The sequence below is a fragment of the Halobacillus sp. HZG1 genome, from assembly GCF_035818575.1.
Classification (GTDB): domain Bacteria; phylum Bacillota; class Bacilli; order Bacillales; family Halobacillaceae; genus Halobacillus; species Halobacillus litoralis.
Map to the genome: position 1 here is coordinate 1 of NZ_JAYLVQ010000007.1, position 21,073 is coordinate 21,073.

21 protein-coding genes and 1 other annotated feature are annotated in these 21,073 nt (G+C 42.9%); of the genes, 13 read left to right on the plus strand and 8 right to left on the minus strand.

Annotation, left to right across the window (positions count from 1 at the left end; translation table 11 throughout):
• Positions 1 to 500: 500 nt before the first annotated feature.
• Positions 501 to 713, plus strand: a binding site (T-box leader).
• A 52-nt stretch (positions 714 to 765) separates the two neighbouring features.
• The 3 genes from VKA52_RS00140 to VKA52_RS00150 all read left to right on the plus strand — a co-directional run bounded on the left by VKA52_RS00140 (position 766) and on the right by VKA52_RS00150 (position 3,811).
• Positions 766 to 2,001 (plus strand): argininosuccinate synthase, encoded by a 1,236-nt coding sequence (locus VKA52_RS00140; protein ID WP_160916425.1) that lies wholly within the window; start codon positions 766 to 768, stop codon positions 1,999 to 2,001.
• On the plus strand, positions 1,994 to 3,367 hold the full coding sequence (argH, locus tag VKA52_RS00145; protein ID WP_326313786.1) for an argininosuccinate lyase: 1,374 nt from the start codon (positions 1,994 to 1,996) through the stop codon (positions 3,365 to 3,367). Before VKA52_RS00140 ends, argH begins: the two co-directional genes overlap by 8 nt.
• A 105-nt stretch (positions 3,368 to 3,472) precedes the next feature.
• Positions 3,473 to 3,811 carry a hypothetical protein gene (locus VKA52_RS00150; protein WP_326313787.1) on the plus strand — a complete coding sequence of 113 codons (339 nt, stop codon included), beginning with the start codon at positions 3,473 to 3,475 and terminating at the stop codon, positions 3,809 to 3,811.
• Positions 3,812 to 3,901: 90 nt separating this feature from the next.
• Here the strand turns inward: VKA52_RS00150 and VKA52_RS00155 are convergent, their stop codons facing one another.
• Positions 3,902 to 5,089, minus strand: a complete 1,188-nt coding sequence (locus tag VKA52_RS00155) for a M14 family metallopeptidase (RefSeq protein WP_326313788.1) — start codon at positions 5,087 to 5,089, stop codon at positions 3,902 to 3,904.
• A gap of 480 nt (positions 5,090 to 5,569) precedes the next feature.
• Between VKA52_RS00155 and VKA52_RS00160 the strand changes: the two genes are divergently transcribed.
• The 6 genes from VKA52_RS00160 (at position 5,570) to VKA52_RS00185 (ending at position 11,560) form a co-directional block, all read left to right on the plus strand.
• Positions 5,570 to 6,742: a DEAD/DEAH box helicase gene (locus VKA52_RS00160; protein WP_326313789.1), complete on the plus strand. Its 1,173-nt coding sequence runs from the start codon at positions 5,570 to 5,572 to the stop codon at positions 6,740 to 6,742.
• 168 nt (positions 6,743 to 6,910) lie between these two features.
• Complete coding sequence (locus VKA52_RS00165) at positions 6,911 to 7,552, plus strand: class I SAM-dependent DNA methyltransferase (RefSeq protein WP_326313790.1); 642 nt, start codon at positions 6,911 to 6,913, stop codon at positions 7,550 to 7,552.
• A gap of 4 nt (positions 7,553 to 7,556) precedes the next feature.
• On the plus strand, positions 7,557 to 8,018 hold the full coding sequence (locus VKA52_RS00170; protein WP_326313791.1) for an S-ribosylhomocysteine lyase: 462 nt from the start codon (positions 7,557 to 7,559) through the stop codon (positions 8,016 to 8,018).
• Between the two features lie 21 nt (positions 8,019 to 8,039).
• Positions 8,040 to 8,957, plus strand: a complete 918-nt coding sequence (locus VKA52_RS00175; RefSeq protein ID WP_326313792.1) for a PLP-dependent cysteine synthase family protein — start codon at positions 8,040 to 8,042, stop codon at positions 8,955 to 8,957.
• 4 nt (positions 8,958 to 8,961) lie between these two features.
• The gene (locus tag VKA52_RS00180) at positions 8,962 to 10,098 is read left to right on the plus strand and encodes a bifunctional cystathionine gamma-lyase/homocysteine desulfhydrase (RefSeq protein ID WP_326313793.1); all 1,137 of its coding nucleotides are present in this window, start codon (positions 8,962 to 8,964) and stop codon (positions 10,096 to 10,098) included.
• 787 nt (positions 10,099 to 10,885) lie between these two features.
• Complete coding sequence (locus VKA52_RS00185; protein ID WP_160916442.1) at positions 10,886 to 11,560, plus strand: TraR/DksA C4-type zinc finger protein; 675 nt, start codon at positions 10,886 to 10,888, stop codon at positions 11,558 to 11,560.
• A 45-nt stretch (positions 11,561 to 11,605) separates the two neighbouring features.
• On the opposite strand, the gene VKA52_RS00190 is transcribed toward VKA52_RS00185, so the two are convergent.
• Both VKA52_RS00190 and VKA52_RS00195 read right to left on the minus strand, forming a co-directional pair.
• Complete coding sequence (locus tag VKA52_RS00190) at positions 11,606 to 11,965, minus strand: Lin0512 family protein (protein ID WP_160916444.1); 360 nt, start codon at positions 11,963 to 11,965, stop codon at positions 11,606 to 11,608.
• Positions 11,966 to 12,087: 122 nt separating this feature from the next.
• Positions 12,088 to 12,447: a Lin0512 family protein gene (locus VKA52_RS00195; protein WP_206948491.1), complete on the minus strand. Its 360-nt coding sequence runs from the start codon at positions 12,445 to 12,447 to the stop codon at positions 12,088 to 12,090.
• Between the two features lie 207 nt (positions 12,448 to 12,654).
• Here VKA52_RS00195 and VKA52_RS00200 point away from each other — a divergent pair, with 207 nt between their 5' ends.
• The 4 genes from VKA52_RS00200 to VKA52_RS00215 all read left to right on the plus strand — a co-directional run bounded on the left by VKA52_RS00200 (position 12,655) and on the right by VKA52_RS00215 (position 16,000).
• A complete protein-coding gene (locus tag VKA52_RS00200; RefSeq protein ID WP_326313794.1) occupies positions 12,655 to 13,443 on the plus strand; it encodes an ABC transporter ATP-binding protein in 789 nt (262 codons plus the stop codon).
• On the plus strand, positions 13,427 to 14,185 hold the full coding sequence (locus tag VKA52_RS00205) for an ABC transporter permease (protein ID WP_326313795.1): 759 nt from the start codon (positions 13,427 to 13,429) through the stop codon (positions 14,183 to 14,185). The genes VKA52_RS00200 and VKA52_RS00205 overlap by 17 nt, the downstream gene beginning before the upstream one ends.
• Before the next feature lie 18 nt (positions 14,186 to 14,203).
• The gene (locus tag VKA52_RS00210) at positions 14,204 to 15,208 is read left to right on the plus strand and encodes an ABC transporter substrate-binding protein (RefSeq protein ID WP_326313796.1); all 1,005 of its coding nucleotides are present in this window, start codon (positions 14,204 to 14,206) and stop codon (positions 15,206 to 15,208) included.
• A gap of 120 nt (positions 15,209 to 15,328) precedes the next feature.
• Positions 15,329 to 16,000: an RsiV family protein gene (locus tag VKA52_RS00215; RefSeq protein WP_326313797.1), complete on the plus strand. Its 672-nt coding sequence runs from the start codon at positions 15,329 to 15,331 to the stop codon at positions 15,998 to 16,000.
• Between the two features lie 192 nt (positions 16,001 to 16,192).
• Here the strand turns inward: VKA52_RS00215 and VKA52_RS00220 are convergent, their stop codons facing one another.
• The 5 genes from VKA52_RS00220 to VKA52_RS00240 all read right to left on the minus strand — a co-directional run bounded on the left by VKA52_RS00220 (position 16,193) and on the right by VKA52_RS00240 (position 20,916).
• The gene (locus VKA52_RS00220) at positions 16,193 to 16,741 is read right to left on the minus strand and encodes a GNAT family N-acetyltransferase (protein ID WP_326313798.1); all 549 of its coding nucleotides are present in this window, start codon (positions 16,739 to 16,741) and stop codon (positions 16,193 to 16,195) included.
• 274 nt (positions 16,742 to 17,015) lie between these two features.
• Positions 17,016 to 17,696 (minus strand): class F sortase, encoded by a 681-nt coding sequence (locus tag VKA52_RS00225; RefSeq protein ID WP_326313799.1) that lies wholly within the window; start codon positions 17,694 to 17,696, stop codon positions 17,016 to 17,018.
• Positions 17,697 to 18,497 carry a DUF4397 domain-containing protein gene (locus VKA52_RS00230; protein WP_326313800.1) on the minus strand — a complete coding sequence of 267 codons (801 nt, stop codon included), beginning with the start codon at positions 18,495 to 18,497 and terminating at the stop codon, positions 17,697 to 17,699. It lies immediately after the preceding gene.
• A gap of 217 nt (positions 18,498 to 18,714) precedes the next feature.
• Entirely contained in the window at positions 18,715 to 19,836 is a 1,122-nt protein-coding gene (locus VKA52_RS00235) for an amidohydrolase (protein WP_160916510.1), read from the minus strand.
• Between the two features lie 318 nt (positions 19,837 to 20,154).
• Entirely contained in the window at positions 20,155 to 20,916 is a 762-nt protein-coding gene (locus VKA52_RS00240) for an SDR family NAD(P)-dependent oxidoreductase (RefSeq protein ID WP_326313801.1), read from the minus strand.
• Positions 20,917 to 21,073: the final 157 nt, after the last annotated feature.

Consider the following 21,073-nt stretch of genomic DNA (forward strand, 5'->3'; position numbering starts at 1 on the left):
CCTCGAGCTAACGCTCTGCGGGGTCTCATCTACCACGCACTTCCCACAGGAGTCTCACCGTTTCCCTACGCCCCTTTGCCATATGAGGTTCTAGAAATCCCTCTTATATTACCTGCCTAAAACTGTTATAAATCCTGCTTAAACCGCGTTGATATAGGATTCTCAACCATAAAAGCTCCTATTGCTGAAAGGTAGTTTCGAGAGTTTCCTCCGGCAAGTGGGCGGAGGGGAATGGCGAGACTCCTGCGGGATAAAAGTGCTTGGTGAGACCCCACAGGACGCAGTCCGAGGAGGCTCACCGCGCTCCCGCGGAAAGCGAGTTATTCCCCGCAGCCCGATCCACCCAACAAAAGTCTCGAAACTGAATCTTCAACTAAAGGGAGCGTTTGTGTATGAAGGGGTTATGAAAATGGTAATCTGAAAAACTTTTTATTTGAATGTATTTTATGTGTTGACTTCTGCATATGATTTTGTATAATTATAAACAATTAGTTATAAAAATACATTCATGGACGAAGAAAGTACGTATGTATCTGATCGACAGCGAGCCGGGGGCGGTGGAAGCCTGGTGACGGATTGATACGGAAACGCACTTCTGAGATGTTCGGTGAAAAGAGTAGCCAGAACCGGGAGCCCCCGTTATCAGCTTCGAGTTGGTCTGATATAAAGACAATGAGAGTGGCACCGCGGATGATTCAAAATCCGTCTCTTACCCCAGGTAGGAGACGGATTTTTTTATGGACAATAATTGAGGAGGTTATTCATATGACAAAACCAAAAGTAGTATTAGCTTATTCCGGTGGATTGGACACATCGATTTCTGTAAAGTGGATCCAAGAAAAGTATGGGTATGATGTCATTGCTTTAGGATTGGATGTCGGTGAAGGGAAAGACTTGGAAACGATTCGTAAAAAGGCGCTGGATGTAGGAGCAATCAAAGCAATTATGGTAGATGCCAAAGAGATATTGGCTGAGGAATACTTGATGCCGGCTTTAAAAGCGAATGCGCTGTATGAAGGGAAATATCCATTATCTTCTGCTCTATCTCGTCCGCTCATCTCTAAACTGCTCGTTGAAGTGGCAGAGCAGGAAGGGGCGGTTGCTGTCGCTCATGGTTGTACAGGAAAGGGGAACGATCAGGTCCGTTTTGAGGTTTCTATCCAAGCGTTGAATCCTGATCTTGAAGTTATCGCCCCTGTTCGTGAATGGGGAATGACACGTGATGAACAAATCATTTACGCAGAAGAGAAAGGGATACCGGTTCCTGTCAATCTTGAAAACCCATTCTCTATTGATGCAAACATCTGGGGACGTGCTTGTGAGGCTGGAGTCCTTGAAGATCCTTGGAAAGAAGCTCCTGAAGCTGCATATGCCTGGACCAATCCAATTGAAGAGACTCCCGATCAGCCGGAGACCATTGAGATTGATTTCATTGAAGGAAAGCCTGTCTCATTAAACGGTGAGAAAATGGATCTTGTGCCTTTAATTGAGTACTTGAACGAACTTGGTGGCAAGCATGGGGTTGGCAGAATTGATCATACTGAAAATCGTCTGGTAGGAATTAAATCAAGAGAAGTTTATGAAAACCCTGCAGCAATGATTTTAATCAATGCCCATAAAGAGCTGGAATTTTTGACACAAACAAGAGAAGTTTCCCAATATAAAGCAAGTGTGGATCAGCAGCTTTCCAAGATCATATACGATGGTTTATGGTATTCCCCACTACAACCGGCTCTATCTGCATTCATTGACTCTACGCAGCAGGTCGTCACCGGTACGGTGAAAGTGAAGTTGTTCAAGGGCCACCACACCGTGATTGGTAAGAAATCACCGGTAAGTCTGTATAATGAAGAGCTATCCACCTATTCAAAAGAAGATGCGTTTGATCACAATGCCGCTGTCGGGTTCATTAAATTATGGGGATTGCCGACGAAAGTACATGCGGACGTTCATAAAGGAGAGAAGTTACTGGATCAAGCGGTGGTGAGCCAGCATGACTAAATTGTGGGGCGGTCGGTTTACAAAGCCTACAAATAAGTTGGTGGAAGAGTACACCTCTTCCATCAACTTTGATCAAAAACTTGCGCTTCAGGATATCGAGGGTAGTATGGCTCATGTGGAAATGCTTGGTGCCTGCGACATTATTCAAATGAACGAAGTGATTCAAATAAAGGAAGGGTTACTTACGATTCAAGAGAAAGTGAAGAATGGGGACGTCACCTTTTCTGTGGAGCATGAAGATATTCACATGAATATAGAAAAATTGCTCATTGATGAGATTGGACCTGTTGGTGGAAAGTTGCATACCGGCAGAAGTCGGAATGATCAAGTGGCCACAGATATGCACCTTTATTTACGTGAAAAAACAAAAGAATTGATGGAGCTTGTTGAAGCCGTTCAATCTTCCCTGGTTGCACAGGCGGAAAATCATGTGGAGACGATTCTACCAGGGTACACCCACTTGCAGCGCGCTCAGCCCGTCTCGTTTGGTCACCATTTAATGGCTTATTTTTGGATGTTTGAAAGAGACAAGGAGCGTTTGCAGGATAGTTTGAAGCGGGTCAACTGGTCTCCGCTTGGAGCTGCGGCTCTTGCGGGCACACCTTATCCAATTGATAGACAAATGACCTCGGATGCTTTAGGGTTCGATCAGCCTTATCCGAATTCATTGGATGCTGTCAGTGATCGTGATTTCATTCTTGAGTTTTTATCTGTTTCTTCTATTATGATTACACACATCTCACGTTTGTCTGAAGAGCTGATTTTGTGGGGAAGCCAGGAGTTTCAGTTTGTTGAATTGGATGATGCTTTTTGTACGGGGTCAAGCATCATGCCTCAGAAGAAAAACCCTGATGTACCTGAACTTCTCCGTGGAAAAACAGGTAGGATCTATGGCCATTTGATGGGGTTGCTTACATTGCTTAAAGGACTGCCTCTCGCTTACAACAAAGATATGCAGGAAGATAAAGAGGGGATGTTTGATACAGTTGAAACCCTTGAAGGAGCATTATCGCTGCTGGCTCCGATGCTTGCATCAATGCAGGTTAAAGGGGATCAAATGAAGAATGCTGTCAATGAAGACTATTCGAATGCCACAGATATCGCTGATTATTTGGCCGTTAAAGGAATGCCGTTCAGAGAAGCGCATGCAGTGATCGGGAAAATTGTTTTGTATTCAATTCAACAAAAGAAATACTTGTTGGATTTAACCCTGGAGGAATACCAGGATTTTTCCTCGCTCTTTGAAGTGGATATTTTCGATAAACTGAACCCGAATCAAGTCGTGGCTGCACGGAACAGTGAGGGTGGGACAGGTTTCGATCAAGTGCGAAAGCAAATTCAACTCGCAAAAGAACACCTCTCTTAATAGAGGTGTTTTTTGTATGTCCGCATCAATACGGAGTCAAAGGTTTGAAAAGCCGAAGGGAAGGATAATATAACCATACCACCTTATAGAGAGAGGGATGATCGTATGGCAAAAACCATTCAAGCTTACTTTTCCACAGAAAATGATGCAGAAAGTGCAAAAGCATCGTTACAACCTTTATCGGTCGATCAGGATACAGTAGAAGCAATCCCTGAGGATACAGATATGACTCCAATTGTTCCTCTGGCGGGATCAACGAATTCCGGGGGAGGAACATTCAACTTTACAGAGGTTGTCTCACCTAAACATGACAAGGATAGTGCACTTTCTGATAAAAAGCATTTAACTCACGTGCTTCATTTTTCTATTAAAGAAGAAGAGTACGATCGAGCTGTTGAAGTGATCAAGGAGCACAATGGTCATATGGACAAAAAAGACTTTTAAAAACAGCTACCCCCCTGCGAAGACATTTAAATCCGCAGGGGGTTTGCAGTGGAAAGTGACAAAGCGGTCAGGCGTTGATGCTGAGTACGCCTACATGTATAAACTTGCTAAAAAAATCCCTATCGTTTCCTGATAGATTTCATCAAACTGTTCGAGGGGTAGAGGGTTTACCCCCATCCCTAATTCTACAGTAAATCCCGGTTGCCGAAATTCCTGAATAAACCAATCCTTATAGCCTGAAAAGCTATCTACATAACGGATGGGTTTGTATCCGCTTACTCTTTCAAACTCATTGACAATCGTCATGGAACGAGGGGGTTCAAGTCCTTCGTACCCCCAATAAATCACTTCTCCTTGGGTGTGGAAAGCCAACATTTTTTCAAAGTTACGGGCACCCGCAAGCTCAGCCATGGCAACCGTCTCAGGCTCTGTTAACGGTTGGTAGCCAGGGAAGTCCCTTGGTGCAGGGGAAGTCGGTTTCCTTGCAGCGTCCACTTCCCATTTAGCTGGATACTGATTATTTAAATCTACTCCCCGTATATTTGCTTTCCATCCAGAGAAATCAGTATTCCCATCATTGATACTTAATGCCAACTCTCCAAATTCCCCATCAGGTGGTCCGTTCAGAACGAGATCAACGCCATCAGGATCAACCATAGGAACAATGGAAAGTGTCACTTCATCGTAAAAAGGATGAATTTCTAACCCTCGAATGGTCTCTTTATTAGTTAAAGCAAGCAAGTAGTCATTTAAAAACTGCATGATGACGGCAGTGGTAATCCATTCATTTGCATGAAATGAACCATTCCAATGAACTACTTTCGGACCACGGCCGATTTGAAGTTCTACAAGATTTTTCCCCATCACACTATTTCCAATCGTCTGTCTCCTAATGAATGGGTATAATTCGTAAAGTTCATTTAAATCATTTGTTAATACATTAAAGTCATAAGGGCGGTTTCCATCGACCACACGATAGGATATTTGAACGGGTAGGGATAAAATCCCACCGATTTGCAGCATTCTAGGATTGACAGAAGGATTTAACAATGCGATGGCGTCCAAAGAGATTCGACGCTCACTGGCAATTTTCCAAAAGGTATCGCCGGCTTGTACACGGTACTGGCTCGTTTCATAGCCAGGGATGCGAATGGTTTGTCCGATCTGAAGCGAAGATGGTCCCGTTTGTGGATTCGAATCTATGATTAAATCCAACGGTACGTTGAAAAGGTTTGAGTAGTACCACAGGGTGTCGCCACTTCTTACTTTAACGTCCATAGGAGCCCCCCTTTTTAACAGTCCTTTTTATAACTATATGGAAAATGGCTGAATTGATGAACAAACATCTCTCCATCAATTTTCACGAATCCTAACATAACGATCCTTTTTCAGGTACAATAAAGGAATGGTCATGTTCAATGAAGGGGATAACGAACCCCTATACCAAGTTGCAAGTTGTGCCGCTATCCCGGTTGTTGTAGGCAAAAAACGCTCTATGTGAAGATATCAGGGTTCAAGTGCATCGTCTTGGGAGGATTAACCTTAGACTCCCATCACACTGAATAGCTGATTAATCGAGAAGTAGTCTCGAGCTTCTTAAATAGCAAAGGGACAGAGGGGAATGGCGCTCCCGCGGAAAGTGAGCTATTCTGCGCAGTCCCTCGGCTCAACAAAAGTCTCGAAACTGAGTCTTCCACTAAGGGGAGCCTATGCGAAATAAATATTGGATTTAATTTTATTGAAAGTAGTGAAAAATAGATGAAACCATTTGAAAAATTAGGAATATCGAAAGAGTTGACTGAAAAACTGAAGCGACAGGGGATTGCCTCTCCGACTCCTGTTCAGGAACGTGCGATTCCGCCTTTAATGGATGGAAAAGATATTATTGCTCAAGCTCAGACAGGAACAGGGAAAACTTTCGCCTTTGTATTGCCGATCTTAGAAAAAATTGATCCATCTTCTGAGGCAGTTCAAGCAGTCATCATCACTCCTACGAGAGAGCTTGCACTGCAGATTACTCATGAAGTGAACAAGCTTAAAAATGAGGAAACTCATGTGCTGGCGGTGTATGGTGGTCAGGATGTAGCAAAACAAGCGAATAAATTGAATGGCAAAGCCCATGTAGTCATCGCAACTCCAGGTCGTTTATTGGATCATTTAAGACGGGAAACAGTAGAACTGACTCATATCCATCAGTTGGTCATCGATGAAGCCGATCAAATGCTGGAAGCAGGGTTTCTCCCAGATGTGCAGGATATTATCAGTCAGTGCGGGTCAGAAAGGCAAACGATGTTATTCTCAGCGACAATTACCTCACAAGTCCATTCATTAGCAAAGAAAATCACACATAACCCAGAACGGATTGAAGTAAAAGAGGAAAAAGTGACGGTCTCCAATATTAAGCAATTGTTATATGAAACGACCGATCGAGCAAAACAAGATTCTCTTATCCAAATTATGAGTGAACACAGACCATTTCTTGCGGTCATTTTCTGTAGAACTAAGCGCAGAGCGAAAAAGCTGAATGATGCGCTGACTGCCAAAGGATATGAATCAGATGAGCTGCATGGAGATCTTTCTCAAGCCAAAAGGGAAAAAGTGATGCAGCGATTCCGTGATGCTAAAATTCAATACCTTGTCGCTACAGACGTAGCAGCCAGGGGACTCGACGTAGAGGGCATCACTCATGTTTTCAACTATGACATTCCCCAGGATCCTGAAAGTTATATCCACCGGATCGGCAGGACTGGGAGAGCTGGTGGCAAGGGATTGGCGATTACTTTTGCCGCGCCTAAAGATAAGCCAGCGCTTAAACAAATTGAACAGCACATCAAACAAAAGTTAGAAAGAAGATCTATGGAGAATCTTTCTCCAGGAAAAAGAGATAAAGAGGAAGAAAAAGCGCCACGCCCTAAAAAACGAAGAAGATAATGAAACCAGAGTCGCTTCTAGACTCTGGTTTTTTGCTGTTCTTTTATCAGAAAAAAATTACTGTTTAAAAAAGAATAACATTGAGGGTAGTTTTGAAATATGATACATTATAAACATAATTCCGAGTTAACGCATTGGAATTATAAATAATGAGGAGAGATGAAATTTATGGGGATGGAATTCGTCGACCTGTTCAACCAATGGGCAAGTTCATATGACGATACAGTAGCTGGTAAAGATCCGGAATATCGTGAAGTGTTTGAAGGGTACGATGAAATGTTGAAGCGTTTAGCCGAGCTTTCCGTATCCCCTGTCATGGAATTCGGAGTGGGTACAGCAAATTTGACGAGGAAGGTGATCGATCAAAACAAGGTCGTACTTGGGATTGAGCCATCTTCTGAAATGCGGAGAATCGCTAAAGTCAAATGCCCGGAAGCTGCTATCTATGATGGAAACTTTCTGGAGTATCCGGAACTCTTAACGCCTATCCGGTCCATTATCAGTTCATTCGCTTTTCATCATTTGACGACTAGTGAGAAAGTTGAAGCTATCCAGAGCTTTCGAAATCGTCTTGAAGATGAGGGGGAAGTAGTTTTTATAGATACCATCTTTAAAGACGAGGAACATAAACAACAGCTAATCAAAGCTGCCGAAAAACAAGGGTTTTTAAATTTAGCACAGGATTTGCAGGAAGAATACTACCCATTTCTAGAAGAACTAAGAGAGATGTTTGTTCTCAACGGATTCGAGGTAACTTTTGAACAACTAAACAAATACGCCTGGCTCATTCAGGCAAAAAAAGGAGAATGAACCTATGCCAAAAATGAACGTTGAAAGCTTTAACCTTGACCACACGAAAGTTAGTGCCCCTTACGTACGTTTAGTAGGAGTGACCGAAGGAGAAAAGGGAGACAAAATTTATAAATACGATCTTCGTATCAAACAGCCGAACCAGGAACATATGGATATGCCTGCCCTTCATTCCCTGGAGCATTTGATGGCAGAAAACAGCCGGAATCACCATGACCGAATTGTGGATATTGGTCCGATGGGCTGCCAGACAGGTTTTTATATTGCCATTCTTAATGACGATAGCTATGAGAACGTGCTGAATGTCATCGAGAAGACTCTTCAAGATGTGTTGGAAGCGGACGAAGTTCCTGCATGCAACGAAGTCCAGTGTGGATTTGCTGCAAGTCACAGTCTGGAAGGCGCACAGAAACTGGCGAAAGAATTACTTGAAAAACGTGAAGAATGGACGGAAGTTTTTCAATAACTAACGGGAGTTGAGGATGCGATGGGTTACGTGAAGAATATACAATCACTAATTGGTCAGACACCGATGATCGAACTCACTCATTCCGAAATCCCGAATCAAGCTAGAATTTTTGCCAAGCTTGAATTCATGAACCCAGGCGGTAGTATCAAAGACCGCCTGGGTTTAAAACTGATTGAGGATGCGGAAGAACGTGGATTATTAAAGCCTGGGGGGACGATTATTGAACCCACGGCGGGTAATACAGGAATTGGTCTTGCGCTGGCTGCGATTGGAAGAGGAATCACCGTCATTTTTGTTACACCGGAAAAATTCAGTCAGGAAAAACAGACTCTGATGAGAGCACTAGGGGCAAGAGTCGTAAATACTCCTACTGAAAAAGGAATGAAGGGTGCCATAGAGAAGGCCGAACAACTGTGTAAAGAAATCCCTCATTCTTTCAGCCCTCAGCAGTTTCATAATCAAGCGAATCCAGAAGCTTATTTTGAAACCCTCGGGCCGGAAATATATAAGGATATGGATGGGGATTTTGATATTTTCGTCGCTGGTGCTGGTACAGGTGGGACATTTATGGGGACTTCCCGGTATTTAAAAGAGCGAATGGAGAATGTCAAAACCGTAATCGTTGAACCGGAAGGATCCATTTTAAATGGAGGAGAAGCTGGACCACATCGTACAGAAGGTATAGGGATGGAGTTTCTTCCTTTCTATATGGACGCTGATTATTTTGATGCGGTTCATACCATTTCTGATGAGCTAGCTTTCCGACGTGTGAAGGAGCTTGCTTTAAATGAAGGTTTGCTCGTAGCGAGTTCATCTGGATCGGCTTTTGAAGCTGCTTTGAGAGAAGCCGAACAGGCGAAGCCGGGAGTAAGAATCGTAACCATTTTTCCAGACAGTAGCGAACGTTATTTAAGTCAAGGTATATATGAGGAGTGAGGATATGAGGAAGAAAACACAGCTGATCCATGGGGGGATCACAGGGGATGAAAAGACAGGAGCTGTAAGCGTCCCTATTTATCAGGTAAGTACTTACAAACAAGACGGAGTCGGACAGCACCGGGGATATGAATACTCTCGAACAGGAAATCCGACGCGTTTTGCATTGGAAGAACTAATCAAGGATTTAGAAGGCGGTCACAAAGGGTTTGCTTTTGGATCAGGTATGGCCGCCATAACAGCTGTACTCATGACTTTTAATCATGGAGATCATGTGATTTTCACCGATGATGTGTATGGTGGAACGTATCGTCTTGTATCTAAGATCATCAACCGTTTTGGACTAGAAGCAAGCTTCATTGATACAAGCGACGTGGAAAATATTAATTCAGCCATCACCGATCGTACAAAAGCCATCTATGTGGAAACACCAACCAATCCGTTGCTTAAAGTGACAGATTTAGAAAAAGTGTCTGATCTGGCGAAGGAAAAAGACTTGACGTTTATCGTTGATAATACCTTTAGCACGCCATATTGGCAGAATCCGATTGAACTAGGTGCGGATATCGTCTTGCATAGTGCCACCAAATATTTAGGGGGACATAGCGATGTCGTAGCTGGTCTCGTCGTTGTAAATAATGAGCAGTTGGCGGAAGATGTCCATTTTGTATTGAATTCGACGGGGGGAGTTTTAGGACCTCAGGATTCGTGGCTCCTTATGAGAGGAATTAAAACACTTGGGATCCGCATGGAAGAAATTGAGGAGAACACTCGTCAGTTCGTAGAGTTTCTGCAAGATCTCACGGAAGTAACAGATATTTATTACCCTGGCCTCGACCAGCATAAAGGAAGCGATATACATCAAAAACAAGCGCGTGGTAATGGGGGGATGATCAGCTTTGATGTCGGCAGTGGAGAAAAAGCGGACCAGGTTCTCCGGAACGTAAAATATTTCACGTTGGCAGAAAGTCTTGGAGCTGTAGAAAGTCTGATTTCAGTCCCTGCAATGATGACTCACGCTTCTATTCCTAAAGAGCGACGGGCAGAACTGGGTATTACAGATGGACTCGTCCGCGTATCCATTGGACTTGAAGATATTGAAGACCTTAAAGAAGACTTTCTCCAAGCCTTAAGAAAATAACCGCGGAAAGGAGCACTACATCAGTGCTCCTTTTTCTTCCACAAACGCTCCCTATTCTTGAAGGCTAAGTTTCGAGATGTTTGTGTTATTCTAGGGGCTCCGGGAAAAGGTTCGTCTTGCTCCATCGTCCAGACACTCGCGTCATAAGCAGAACAGCAAAGGAATGAAAAACATATTCCGTTGCTGTTCTGCTTATGCCAGTCGTGTCTACCAGGACGATTCCGCATTTGAACACTTTCCATGGGGCGGGCGGTGAGCCTCCTCAGGCTACGCCTTCCGGGGTCTCACCTGTCCCATAGGAGTCTCACCGTTTCCCTCCGCCCCTTTACCTTTATAAGTGTCTCGAAACCACTTCTAAAAGGGGCACCTTGAATTCCATTAGTAAGGTTTTCATTCTTCTCCTCCAAGCGGGCATATAGTTCGTTGTATCAAGCATTTGCGTATTCTAAACGTCAATGGGATAGCGTTTATAGCATTCACTTCTCATAAGAGCGGATTTTTTAAGTAGTGGTTTCGAGAACCTTCCTTGGTTAAGGGGCGGAGGGGAATGGCGAGACTCCTGCGGGAAGAAAGTGCTTGGTGAGACCCCACAGGACGCAGTCCGAGGAGGTTCACCGCGCTCCCGCGGAAAGCGAGTTATTCCCCGCAGCCCCATCCACTCAACAAACGTCTCGAAACTGAGTCTTCAAGAAACCTGCCATTTACTTTAATATGAGTGCCTTTTGCATAGCTCATTCACGCCTGAGCCACACTAAAAAGGAAATTCAATCAGGAGTGGAAAAACAATATGGATTATACTCATTATAAAAAACAACTGGAAGATCGAAAAAGAGAGATCGAGCAGCGCTTAATGGACAATGACCATTACGGGTTGGAACGTGGTTTTGCAAGTGACATGGCATCGGGTGAATTGTCACAATATGATAACCATCCAGCCGATTCAGGAACCGAGCTATATGAAAGAGAAAAAGATATCGCCTTGCTTGGCCATTTAAAAGAAGAATTGTCTGACATTCAATATTCCCTTAAACAAATGGATAAAGGAACATATGGAATTTGTGAGGAAACGGGAGAGCAGATTCCTAAAGAGCGATTGGAAGCTATTCCTACCGCAAGAACAATTGCTTCGGCGTCCTCCAACCAGGATGTTTCCATGGATCGACCAGTAGAAGAAGAGGTTCTTTCGGATTTAGAAGCTAATTATGGAAGGAATCATGATGATCCTGAATATAATGAGCAAAATGCGTATGAACAGGTCGCATCATTTAATCAAAGCAGTATGACGTATGATGGTTCATCTCTAATGGACAATGAGGATGGCGTGGGATATGTAGAGGAATTTGAACCGTTTGTTTCTACAGATATGAACGGTTATACAGGTCCTGATGGAGTTAGCTTTCAACGCAATGAACATTACGATAAATATATGGATAGTCAGGACGAAGCGGAAGACTCATACTGAAGCAAAAAACCTGAGAGTAAATGAAAAATACTCTCAGGTTTTTTATTAATATCCTACTTCAATAGCTGCGTTCACGATGTACATTAGATCATTCTTATCCTCTTTATCTTCTAGTACAATTCCGCTTGTTGTCAGCATACCGCCTTCCATCACTATGATTTTCACATCACCGTAAGGGATGGCTTTTTTCACTTCCTCATGGTCTAGTTGATCGAAATCGCATGGAAGAGCGAGCTTGACGGTAATCTTCATATTATCTAAGGATTGTTCTGGTAGAACTGAGCGGATTCCCGGCATGGAATTGGTATGTATAGCATTTTTGATCGCTCTAATTGAAGCTTTTGTCACATCCTGACCATGTACATCTGTTCCCATTCCTGTTTGAATAAACATCAAATGATCCATTAATAGTCCACCTTTTCTTTTTCTCCATCATACCATAATGTAAATAAACGGCTTCTTTAATTTGCCTGAGACAATCGTTTCTTCATATAAAAAGTCAGGGGCACTCCCTGACTTTTTAAACCTCAATACCCAACTTCTACAGCGGCATTGACAATATACATTTGATCGTTATGATCTCCTTCTTCGTTTAAAGTGATGCCGCTTGTCGTGCGCATCCCGCCATCCATCAACTTAATTTCTACCTGTCCATATGGAATCTTTTCTTTTATTTTCTTGTGGTTTAGTTCATCAATATCCTTAGGCAAGGCTAGTTTAACAGTGGTTTTCATATTCTCCATAGACCCTTCAGGCAATGCTTCCTGAACTCCTGGCATAGAATTTGAGTGGATCGCATTTTCAATCGCGCGAATAGATGCCTTTGTTATATCCTGACCATGCACATCAATTCCAGTACCTGTCTGAATGAAAATAATTTGATCCATTAGATAAACCACCTTTCTGAAATAATATTTAATCCTTTATTCATTGTTTAACACGTAAAAAATGAAATGAAACATGAAGAGTGTAAATGCAGAGGAAGGAATAACCAGAGTTCATTGACACAATATTCTGTTTAACTGTATAATCTAATAACATAATCATAAAACATACTATTTCTATAGGAATTATAATGATAAGGGTGTGGCATATTGTTTTTAAAGATGGAGGAAGTTGGAAAGACCTTCAATGATAAAGAAACTGGTGGTTTTGAGGTCTTTTCTGAAATCGATTTGAATATTGAAGAAAACCAATTCGTTTCACTCCTTGGGCCTTCCGGTTGTGGAAAATCAACACTTCTTTCAATGGTTGCAGGCTTGGAGGATGTGACATCAGGATCCATAAAGTTGGAGGGGAAAGAAATCAAAAAGGCGGGTCCTGACCGTGGGATGGTCTTTCAGCAACCGTCGCTTTTTCCATGGCTGAATGTAAAGGAAAATGTTCTTTTTCCTTTGAAAGGGCATGGGTCAAAAATCGAGATAGAGGAACGGGCGGATCGATTTTTGCAGATGGTCCACCTCAGCAGGTTCAAAGAAAATTATACCCATGAACTTTCTGGAGGGATGCAGCAGCGGGTAGCGATTGCAAGAGCACTTGCCATGGATCCTAAAGTGCTGCTCATGGATGAACCTTTTGGTGCCTTGGATGAACAGACGAGACACATTCTTCATGAAGAATTGATGAAGATCTGGCAGGAAACCCAAAAAACAATCCTGTTCGTGACCCACAGCATTCAGGAAGCGATAAAATTATCTGATCGAGTCGTGGTGATGGGGACGCGGCCGGGGCGGATCATCGCTGACTTTTCCATCGATCTTCCACGCCCTAGGAAGCGCGATGATGAAAGAGTCATCGAGCTTGAGCGAAAGGTCATGGATCTACTGGAAGGTGAAATTAACAAAGTATTGAGGGAAGAACTTCATCATGAAGCTAGCTATTAAAAGAATTGGATTCTTAGTTGTCGTTTTAGGATTGTGGCAGTTGGTTTACTCCATAGGTGTATTTGAAGATATTGTTTTTCCATCACCAATCCAAGTAGGTGTTGCCCTATATGAAGGATTTGCCGATGGGGACTTCATAAAGGCATTGGGTGCAAGTTTTCGTCACTTATTTATGGGGTTGTCACTTGCCATCCTGTTTGGAACGGTCATTGGCGTCCTGCTGGGGAAATCGAAGCAGGCAGATGAAACAGCAGGCATGTACCTCATTGCATTGCAGAGTATTCCGAGCATTGTTTGGGTGCCCCTTGCCATCATGCTATTCGGGTTTTCTGAATTTGCCGTGGTATTCGTCGTGGTCCTCGGTGGTACATTCGTCATGGCATTGAACGTACGGACGGCAATTTATAGCGTCCCTCCGCAATTGGTACGTGCAGCACGAACGATGGGAACCAATGGGATTCCCTTGTTTTTCAGAGTAGAAGTTCCATCAAGTATTCCGTATTTTATGACAGGTCTCAGACTAGCCTGGGCTTTCAGTTGGAGAGCTCTGATGGCTGGAGAGTTGTTAAGCAATGGTCCTGGATTGGGTTACTCTTTACGATACGCTCAAGACTACGCGCGTATGGATCAAGTGGTTGCCATTATTATTATCATTGGAGTCATCGGTGCAGTAGTCGATCAAGTTGTCTTTTCTAAGCTAGAAAGAAATGTAAGGAAACGCTGGGGTTTATTGAAATCATAGATAGGAGATGAGGAGAAGATGAAAAAGTGGTTATCGATTGTTTTTCTTGCTGTCATGAGTTTGGTGCTCGCGGCCTGCGGTAGTGATGCGGGGGCGAATGCTGATAATGATGAGAGTACAGAAGAAATTACCATTGGTTATTTCCCGAACATCAACCATGTAGCAGGTATGGTGGCGGAAACGAAGGATTTGTATTCTGAAACTTTGCCGGACGGAACAAAAGTGAAGTATCAATACTTCCCTGATGGCTCCTCGTTCATGACAGCTATAGAAACGGGGGAAATCCAGGGAGGATTAGTCGGTCCCGGACCAGCAATGAATCACTTTACAAGTGGAGCAGAAATAAACGTGGTTGCAGCAGGATCTACAGGCGGGACAGTAATTATGGCCAGAGAAGGAGCGGGTATTGAATCTCCTGAAGACTTAGCAGGTAAAACATTTGTTTCTCCAAGAGTAGGGTGTACACACGATGTACAATTTGAAACGATGATGAAAGAGGAATACGGTTTGACCTCCGACCGCATTGATGGAGAAATGAAGCACGTGACAGGGAAGCCAGCGACTTATGCAAGCTTGTTTGAAACAAAAAATGTTGATGTGGCGACTGTACCTGAACCATGGGCTTCTTCTATAGAAGAACAAGGAAGCGGTAAGGTCCTAGTTGATACACCAGAGGTTGCTTTTGGGGAAACCTTGCCAGCAGCCGTGTTCGTTACATCTCAAGAACTGGTGGATGAGAACCCTGATATGGTGGAAAGCATTGTAGAAGCTCACAAAAAAGCGACAGACTTTATAAATGATAATCCGGAAGAAGCAAAACAGATCGCTATTGATAAAATCAAAGACATTACGGATCAAGAACTATCTAAAGAGGTCATTGACCGCGCCTGGGAGCGTATTGATTTCACGTATGATGTGAATGAAGAACACCTTCAGAAGTTCGCTGATTCTTCCTATGACCTTGAGTTTTTAAAAGAAAAGCCGGACTTGACTGGTTTAGTGGACACAAGCTTTCTTGATTAAAGAAGGAAAGAGACGGGAATTTTCCCCGTCTTTTTTTTGAGTTTAAAAAGAATAATATTGAAAACATCCCTTTAGTTTTTGCGATTTAGGTCAAACTAAAAAGTACAGGAGGGATGCTTTTTGAAGCGCTTTTTAATCGTTTTTCTCATCTTTGCAACACTTTTCATTACAGGGCAGTCGGTGACAGCTGAAAGCGAATATAAAATCGTCCATAAAGATAAAATTACGGAAGATTGGGAAGTTCATGTCGATTATCCAAGGTTTGAGCATCTAGAAAGTAAAGATCTCCAGGATACCGTTAATTTCCAAATCGTTCAAAAACTCGAAGATACGTTAAGAGACGTAAAAAGGGGAGCGGGGGAAATGATGGGTGTCCCTTATCTTTATTATGAAGAGACAACGGTGTATAAAGAGAAGACTTTTTACTCTGTCGTGATGACCTCTCACATCTCCAGAGGGAATCGATATAATTCCACGGTAACTTCCATTAACTTCCAAGATAATCAAGGGGGTACAATAAAAAAATTGAAAGACCTTGTCTATATCGACCGGTTAAATAAGGAAGTGAAGAAAGCGTTGGAAGCTGATCCCGATATGTATTTGCAAGAGCCATTTGCTGGGGTAAGAGATAACACAGCTTTTTATGTGAAGGATGATCGCCTTGTGCTGGTATTTAATAAATTTGAGGTCGCTGCTGGTGTCCATGGAACTCCTGAAATTTCAGTGCCTTTAAAAGGGCTGCTTAAGGAAGAATTAGAGAAAAAAGTGCCACCTTTACCTTCCTATACATGATCCACAAATGGAATCTTGTGTTAGAGCAATTTTCAGGTTATATCCACATAATCCACAGGTGTGCATGAGGGATTTAACCACAAGAGGTGACTTGCTTAAATACTTGTACACCAATGGTTTTATCTATTTATTCACACTGTACACAACCTTGTGGATAATGTTATTGACATAGAAAAGGAGCATAAGCATCGCTTATGCTTCCATCATTTCTTCTTCATTTTGTTCTCCGTAATAATGGAATAAATATTGATCTTTTGTAATGACATATAAATCATACACATCATCTGTACGGTTAATCCAAGAAAGCACTTCAGGGTAAGTTTCGTTTCCCATGGATACATAAGGAATTTTTAAAGCTGCTTTCATTGATCGGACGTTCGTACGTCTGATTTTCATAAAAATGGCTTCAATATCCAATTGGAAAAATAATTCCTCAAAAAACGCTTCTTTCGCCAGTTTATTGTATCCTTTCCCAAAAAAAGGCTGCCCGATCCATGTAGCTAAAAAGCCTTTATTTTCCTGTATATCGAAAAGGTTGATGGTGCCAATAGGTTGCCCCCACTCATCAAGGATGGTACGTGAAACCAATTCCCCCCGATCTTCAGCTTCTATGGTTTGTTTGGTCAAAAAGTAGAACTCGTCACTGGAAGATGCTTTGTGACGGACGTATGGAAACACTTCAGGGTGGCTCATCAACTCAAATAAAACCGGGGCGTCATGTAAGTCACGCTTTTTTAGCATAAAAAATCCCTCCTTGAATGAGGAGGGTGGTCCAAACGCATAGGAAATAGGCGTTCACTGGCCGGTTCGGACCACCCTCGAATTTTTATCAATTGCTCACAAAAATTCGGGGTGGGAATCGAACCCACTAGAACCAGTGCCATGACTGGTGGCGCACCATTTGCCTTCCCTACACCAAAAGCTTATAAAATATCATCTAAACTTATAATAATCCACTCGAAGAAAAAAGTGAATAAAAACTTTGTAAAATGGACGTGGATTTTTTTACAAATTCTTATAGTTTTTGTTGATCTGTTAAAACGGAAAATACAGCTAGTCGCTCTGAATATGTGGAGGCTTCTTTATCATACGGTCCTGTACAAGTGATGAGATTCAAACCGTGCGAATCTGTGGGGCCGAAGATTTCTCTGATCGGCGCATCTTGGTAAGGGTAAGATTCAATTCTGCTTACTTCAAACGTAAGTTTTATGTTTTCATCATAAACATGAATTTCATCTCCCGGTTTCAAATCTTTAAGGTCATAAAAGACAGCTGGCCCGCTATTGCCATCTACGTGGCCTGCAATGACTGCATTTCCTTGGTTTCCAGGCATTGTCCCTGGTTCAAACCATCCGACATCAATTAAGCTTTTCGGTACCGCCATTCCTCCATCTGGTGTGTACCCGAGAGCCTTAACGGAGGCGTCCACATCTATTGAAGGAATTTCAATTCGGTCAGGCGTGATGCCGTATTGTTCAGATGAAGCCTGTACTGCAGGCGTGTAATTTTTTTTGATTGGTGCCTTCTCTAATTGATCACTGACTGGAGACTCCTTTTTAACTTCTACACCTTGGGTGCGTGTGGTTTCAGATGTAGAAAGAACCCTGGGTTCCTCTGCAGGTTCTTCAGTCAGCCATTGAAAACTGATGAGAAATACGAGGAGACCCAGGGCTAAAGGGAAAAGTTTTCTTAGCATTTATGCTTCTTGGCGCTTACGTGTCAGCATAAAGCCAGCACCCATGGCTAGTACACCTAGAAGAGCAGCATACATCCAAGCGTTTGATGTGGAATCAGCGGCTCCACCAAAACCAGTGGCAGGCATCATAGTTGGCATAGCAGCAGAGTCTTGGAGAAGCAAAACTTCTGGATTATCTGCAGTTCCAACAGCAAATGCACTGTAAACTTTTCCTGCTTCAAGGTTTGTACCTGAAAGGTCAATCAACTGCGTTCCATCTGTTGTGCGCACTTCAAGGTCGTAGGAACCTGGATCAACTTCCATATAATCAGTGACCATTGGGAATTCGGCACCTGAGAATAAAGCATCCCCACCAATTGGACCTACATCAACAGCAGGAGCACCAGGAATGAAGTGACCGACACGAACTTTGGCTTTACCTTCGGTTGCTTCTGTAGAATCTTGGATGGCCTTCAATTGGATGTTTTCTAAGTTATCAATTGCTGCAGCTGTATAAGCCATACCTGCTTCTACATTTACTGTAGTTGAAATGACAGGTTCTTGTTCACCTTTTGTTCCAGCTGCATAAATCTCTACTGTATGTTCGCCGGCTGGCACTTCCAAGTAATCGGTAGCTGCTTTAAATTCAGCACCTTCAACAACAGCTTCATCATTCAAATACACGTCAACGGCAGGGGCGTCAGGTGATGCGTGCAGAACGCGGACCATGGCGTTCTGATCGTGGCTGTCAGCCAATACTGAAGGTGCGAAGATTCCCAAAATCAAAACAACAGCAGCTAATGAAGAAAATAATTTTTTCATGTTCCCACTCCTTAAATTTTTTATATCCATTGCCGGTCACTGAAACGGCAATTTCTAAAAATGGGGTTTTTACAACGCGTTGTAAAACTCTTGTACAAGTTTTGTATATTAAGCATATACACCCTTTGTACAACTTTCAAACCTTTTGCTATGCTCAATATGTTTTTTGAGAACATAGAAAAACACCGGAAAATCCTTCCGGTGTTAGAGTGCTTCACTATTCTTGGAAATATACCATTTTTCCGTCAATCATCGTCCAAATAGGTTTGGAGAGATACTCAAAGGGATGGCCGCTCCATAAAACCAGGTCAGCATCTTTCCCTTTTTCAATTGAACCGACCCTGTCATCAACCCCAAGGTTTTTAGCGGGGGTAATCGTGATTCCCCGGAGAGCGTCCTCGATCTCAAGCCCTTCTCTTGCTGCGAGTGCTGCACATATGTTCAAGTATTGTATCGGAGTATAAGGGTGGTCCGTCGTAATGGAAACGCGGATTCCATGATCATGAAGGATTTTGTATGTCTGCCACGTTTTATTTCTGAGTTCAATTTTGGATGCTCTTGTGAAGGTTGGTCCGACAGACACTTGTAATTCTCTACCTGCAAGTTGATCCGCAATTAGATGTCCTTCTGTGCAATGCTCAATTCTTAAATCAAGATCGAACTCATCGGCCAGGCGTAAGGCGGTTATGATGTCGTCCGCTCTATGAGCGTGTATTCTTACTGGGATCTCTTTGTTCAATGCTTGAAGAATCGGTTTTACACGGAGGCCGGGTTCTGCGTCTTTCATAGCTGCATAGAAGGTCTCCCTTAGTGTCCCCATGATTCCAAGTCTGGTTATGGAAGCATTTTTAGACTGGGAGTGGATCCTTTTAGGGTTTTCCCCTAAAGCGAGTTTAAGGCCCGCCGTCTCTCTTAGAATCATATCGTTAATCGTATGGCCCACGGTCTTAATCACAGAGGTTGTACCACCGATCATATTTGCACTGCCAGGCATGATATGTGCCGTGGTAACTCCGGCTTTCCTGGCGTTAAAAAACGCTGGATCAAGAGGGTGAGCTCCGTCAATGGCTCTGAGGTGTGGGGTTACCGCCTCGATCGTTTCGTTTGCATCACTGCCAGCCCATCCCGTTCCCTCATCATAAAGACCGAGGTGAGTGTGGACATCAACGAAACCTGGGTATAAATCAAGACCTTTACCATCAATAAATTCTGCTTGTTCTGGTATTTCGATGTTTTCGCCGTAATCATGTATTTTTCCGTCGACCACATGCACACATCCATTTTTTATAGAAGGAGATGTGATGGGGTGGATGTTCACATTTTTTATAACAGTGTTCATAGACATACAGCCTTTCCCTTCAATATACCATTATTATACTTTAAAAAAGCCTTTTGGATAACAAAAAGTGAGCAAAGTCAGGCTTTGCTCACTTTTTTATTTATTGGCTCAGTAAAATTTTGTTACTGACATCTCATTCCTCGGATTTTACTATCCAACAGGTTGAGAGGATACTGGTTTACGATATGTGGGGAAGGGAGCGGAACATGCAGATACCACGCATCATAAATACTTCCAGAAGTTTCAGCATCAAGTTCTCACAGCAAGACACCTAATTCAACTGGCCTTTTCCATCCGTGTCTTCAATTAGAATCTTTCTTAATTTCTGCTTCTATTCACATAAGGATAAAGTGGGTCTCTTAAATGAAATTCATAGGTTTCTCCATCAACAATTCCTAACACCTTGTCACTTTCATAAAGATCAAGCATGAACTGAGCCATTTCCTGGGCGGTGTGGAATTGTGGAACGTTTTCTTCATAACTGAATTGTTCTGTATCCATAGACCTTTCCGCGAACTCCGTTTCTGTAGCCGCTGGTGCCAGGACTTTCGCCTGCATAGGGCTTCCTTTAGCCTGGAGTTCCTGAGCAAGTCCTTCGGTGAAAGCACTGACAAAGAACTTCGTAGCGCAATAGGTCACGGCACCACCGACAATCGTGTATCCTCCGCCTGAAGAAACATTAATCAATTGTGTGCCTGCCTTTTCGGCGTAATCTCGGACATACAAGGAGGATAGGATCGTTAAGGCTTCATTATTCAACCGAAGCATTTTTTCAATTTTAGGGAGCTCTTGATCTGATATGGAGTCGAAGTTTCCGAAACCGGCATTGTTGATCCAAGTTTCCACTTCATATTCCTTTGTTCGCTCATAAAAATCATACACTTGATCGTTTTCAGCTAAGTCTGCCGTCATGATGATCACATCAATGTCTGCATTCATCTCATTGACTTTCGATTTTAACTCTTCAAGATTGTTCTCTCGTCTGGCTGTAAGAATAAGATTTTTACCTCGTTTAGCAAACGCCAATGCGGTCTCATAACCGATTCCAGAACTTGCACCCGTTATTACAGTATATGTCATTAAAAGTTCCTCCTTAGATTTAGTTCCCTTGGTCAGAGGGGCTTTTTGAGCCCTCATGCGTGTTTACATCCGCTGTAAAATGTTCATCCGTCCGTAACCATTCAGCAGACGGCTGATCTCGCTTTCTAATAAAGGGGATATTTCCCGCCCTATGGAT

What these genes read in the sequence shown, in the direction of transcription:
- VKA52_RS00165 (WP_326313790.1), top strand. Translation starts at nt 6,911, where the DNA reads ATGGGGATGGAATTCGTCGACCTGTTCAACCAATGGGCAAGTTCATAT.
- VKA52_RS00140 (WP_160916425.1), top strand. Translation starts at nt 766, where the DNA reads ATGACAAAACCAAAAGTAGTATTAGCTTATTCCGGTGGATTGGACACA.
- VKA52_RS00205 (WP_326313795.1), top strand. Translation starts at nt 13,427, where the DNA reads ATGAAGCTAGCTATTAAAAGAATTGGATTCTTAGTTGTCGTTTTAGGA.
- VKA52_RS00220 (WP_326313798.1), bottom strand. Translation starts at nt 16,741, where the DNA reads ATGCTAAAAAAGCGTGACTTACATGACGCCCCGGTTTTATTTGAGTTG.
- VKA52_RS00180 (WP_326313793.1), top strand. Translation starts at nt 8,962, where the DNA reads ATGAGGAAGAAAACACAGCTGATCCATGGGGGGATCACAGGGGATGAA.
- VKA52_RS00155 (WP_326313788.1), bottom strand. Translation starts at nt 5,089, where the DNA reads ATGGACGTTAAAGTAAGAAGTGGCGACACCCTGTGGTACTACTCAAAC.
- VKA52_RS00195 (WP_206948491.1), bottom strand. Translation starts at nt 12,447, where the DNA reads ATGGATCAAATTATTTTCATTCAGACAGGTACTGGAATTGATGTGCAT.
- VKA52_RS00170 (WP_326313791.1), top strand. Translation starts at nt 7,557, where the DNA reads ATGCCAAAAATGAACGTTGAAAGCTTTAACCTTGACCACACGAAAGTT.
- VKA52_RS00230 (WP_326313800.1), bottom strand. Translation starts at nt 18,497, where the DNA reads ATGAAAAAATTATTTTCTTCATTAGCTGCTGTTGTTTTGATTTTGGGA.
- VKA52_RS00235 (WP_160916510.1), bottom strand. Translation starts at nt 19,836, where the DNA reads ATGAACACTGTTATAAAAAATGTGAACATCCACCCCATCACATCTCCT.
- VKA52_RS00160 (WP_326313789.1), top strand. Translation starts at nt 5,570, where the DNA reads ATGAAACCATTTGAAAAATTAGGAATATCGAAAGAGTTGACTGAAAAA.
- VKA52_RS00225 (WP_326313799.1), bottom strand. Translation starts at nt 17,696, where the DNA reads ATGCTAAGAAAACTTTTCCCTTTAGCCCTGGGTCTCCTCGTATTTCTC.
- argH (WP_326313786.1), top strand. Translation starts at nt 1,994, where the DNA reads ATGACTAAATTGTGGGGCGGTCGGTTTACAAAGCCTACAAATAAGTTG.
- VKA52_RS00175 (WP_326313792.1), top strand. Translation starts at nt 8,040, where the DNA reads ATGGGTTACGTGAAGAATATACAATCACTAATTGGTCAGACACCGATG.
- VKA52_RS00190 (WP_160916444.1), bottom strand. Translation starts at nt 11,965, where the DNA reads ATGGATCATTTGATGTTTATTCAAACAGGAATGGGAACAGATGTACAT.
- VKA52_RS00240 (WP_326313801.1), bottom strand. Translation starts at nt 20,916, where the DNA reads ATGACATATACTGTAATAACGGGTGCAAGTTCTGGAATCGGTTATGAG.
- VKA52_RS00185 (WP_160916442.1), top strand. Translation starts at nt 10,886, where the DNA reads ATGGATTATACTCATTATAAAAAACAACTGGAAGATCGAAAAAGAGAG.
- VKA52_RS00210 (WP_326313796.1), top strand. Translation starts at nt 14,204, where the DNA reads ATGAAAAAGTGGTTATCGATTGTTTTTCTTGCTGTCATGAGTTTGGTG.
- VKA52_RS00150 (WP_326313787.1), top strand. Translation starts at nt 3,473, where the DNA reads ATGGCAAAAACCATTCAAGCTTACTTTTCCACAGAAAATGATGCAGAA.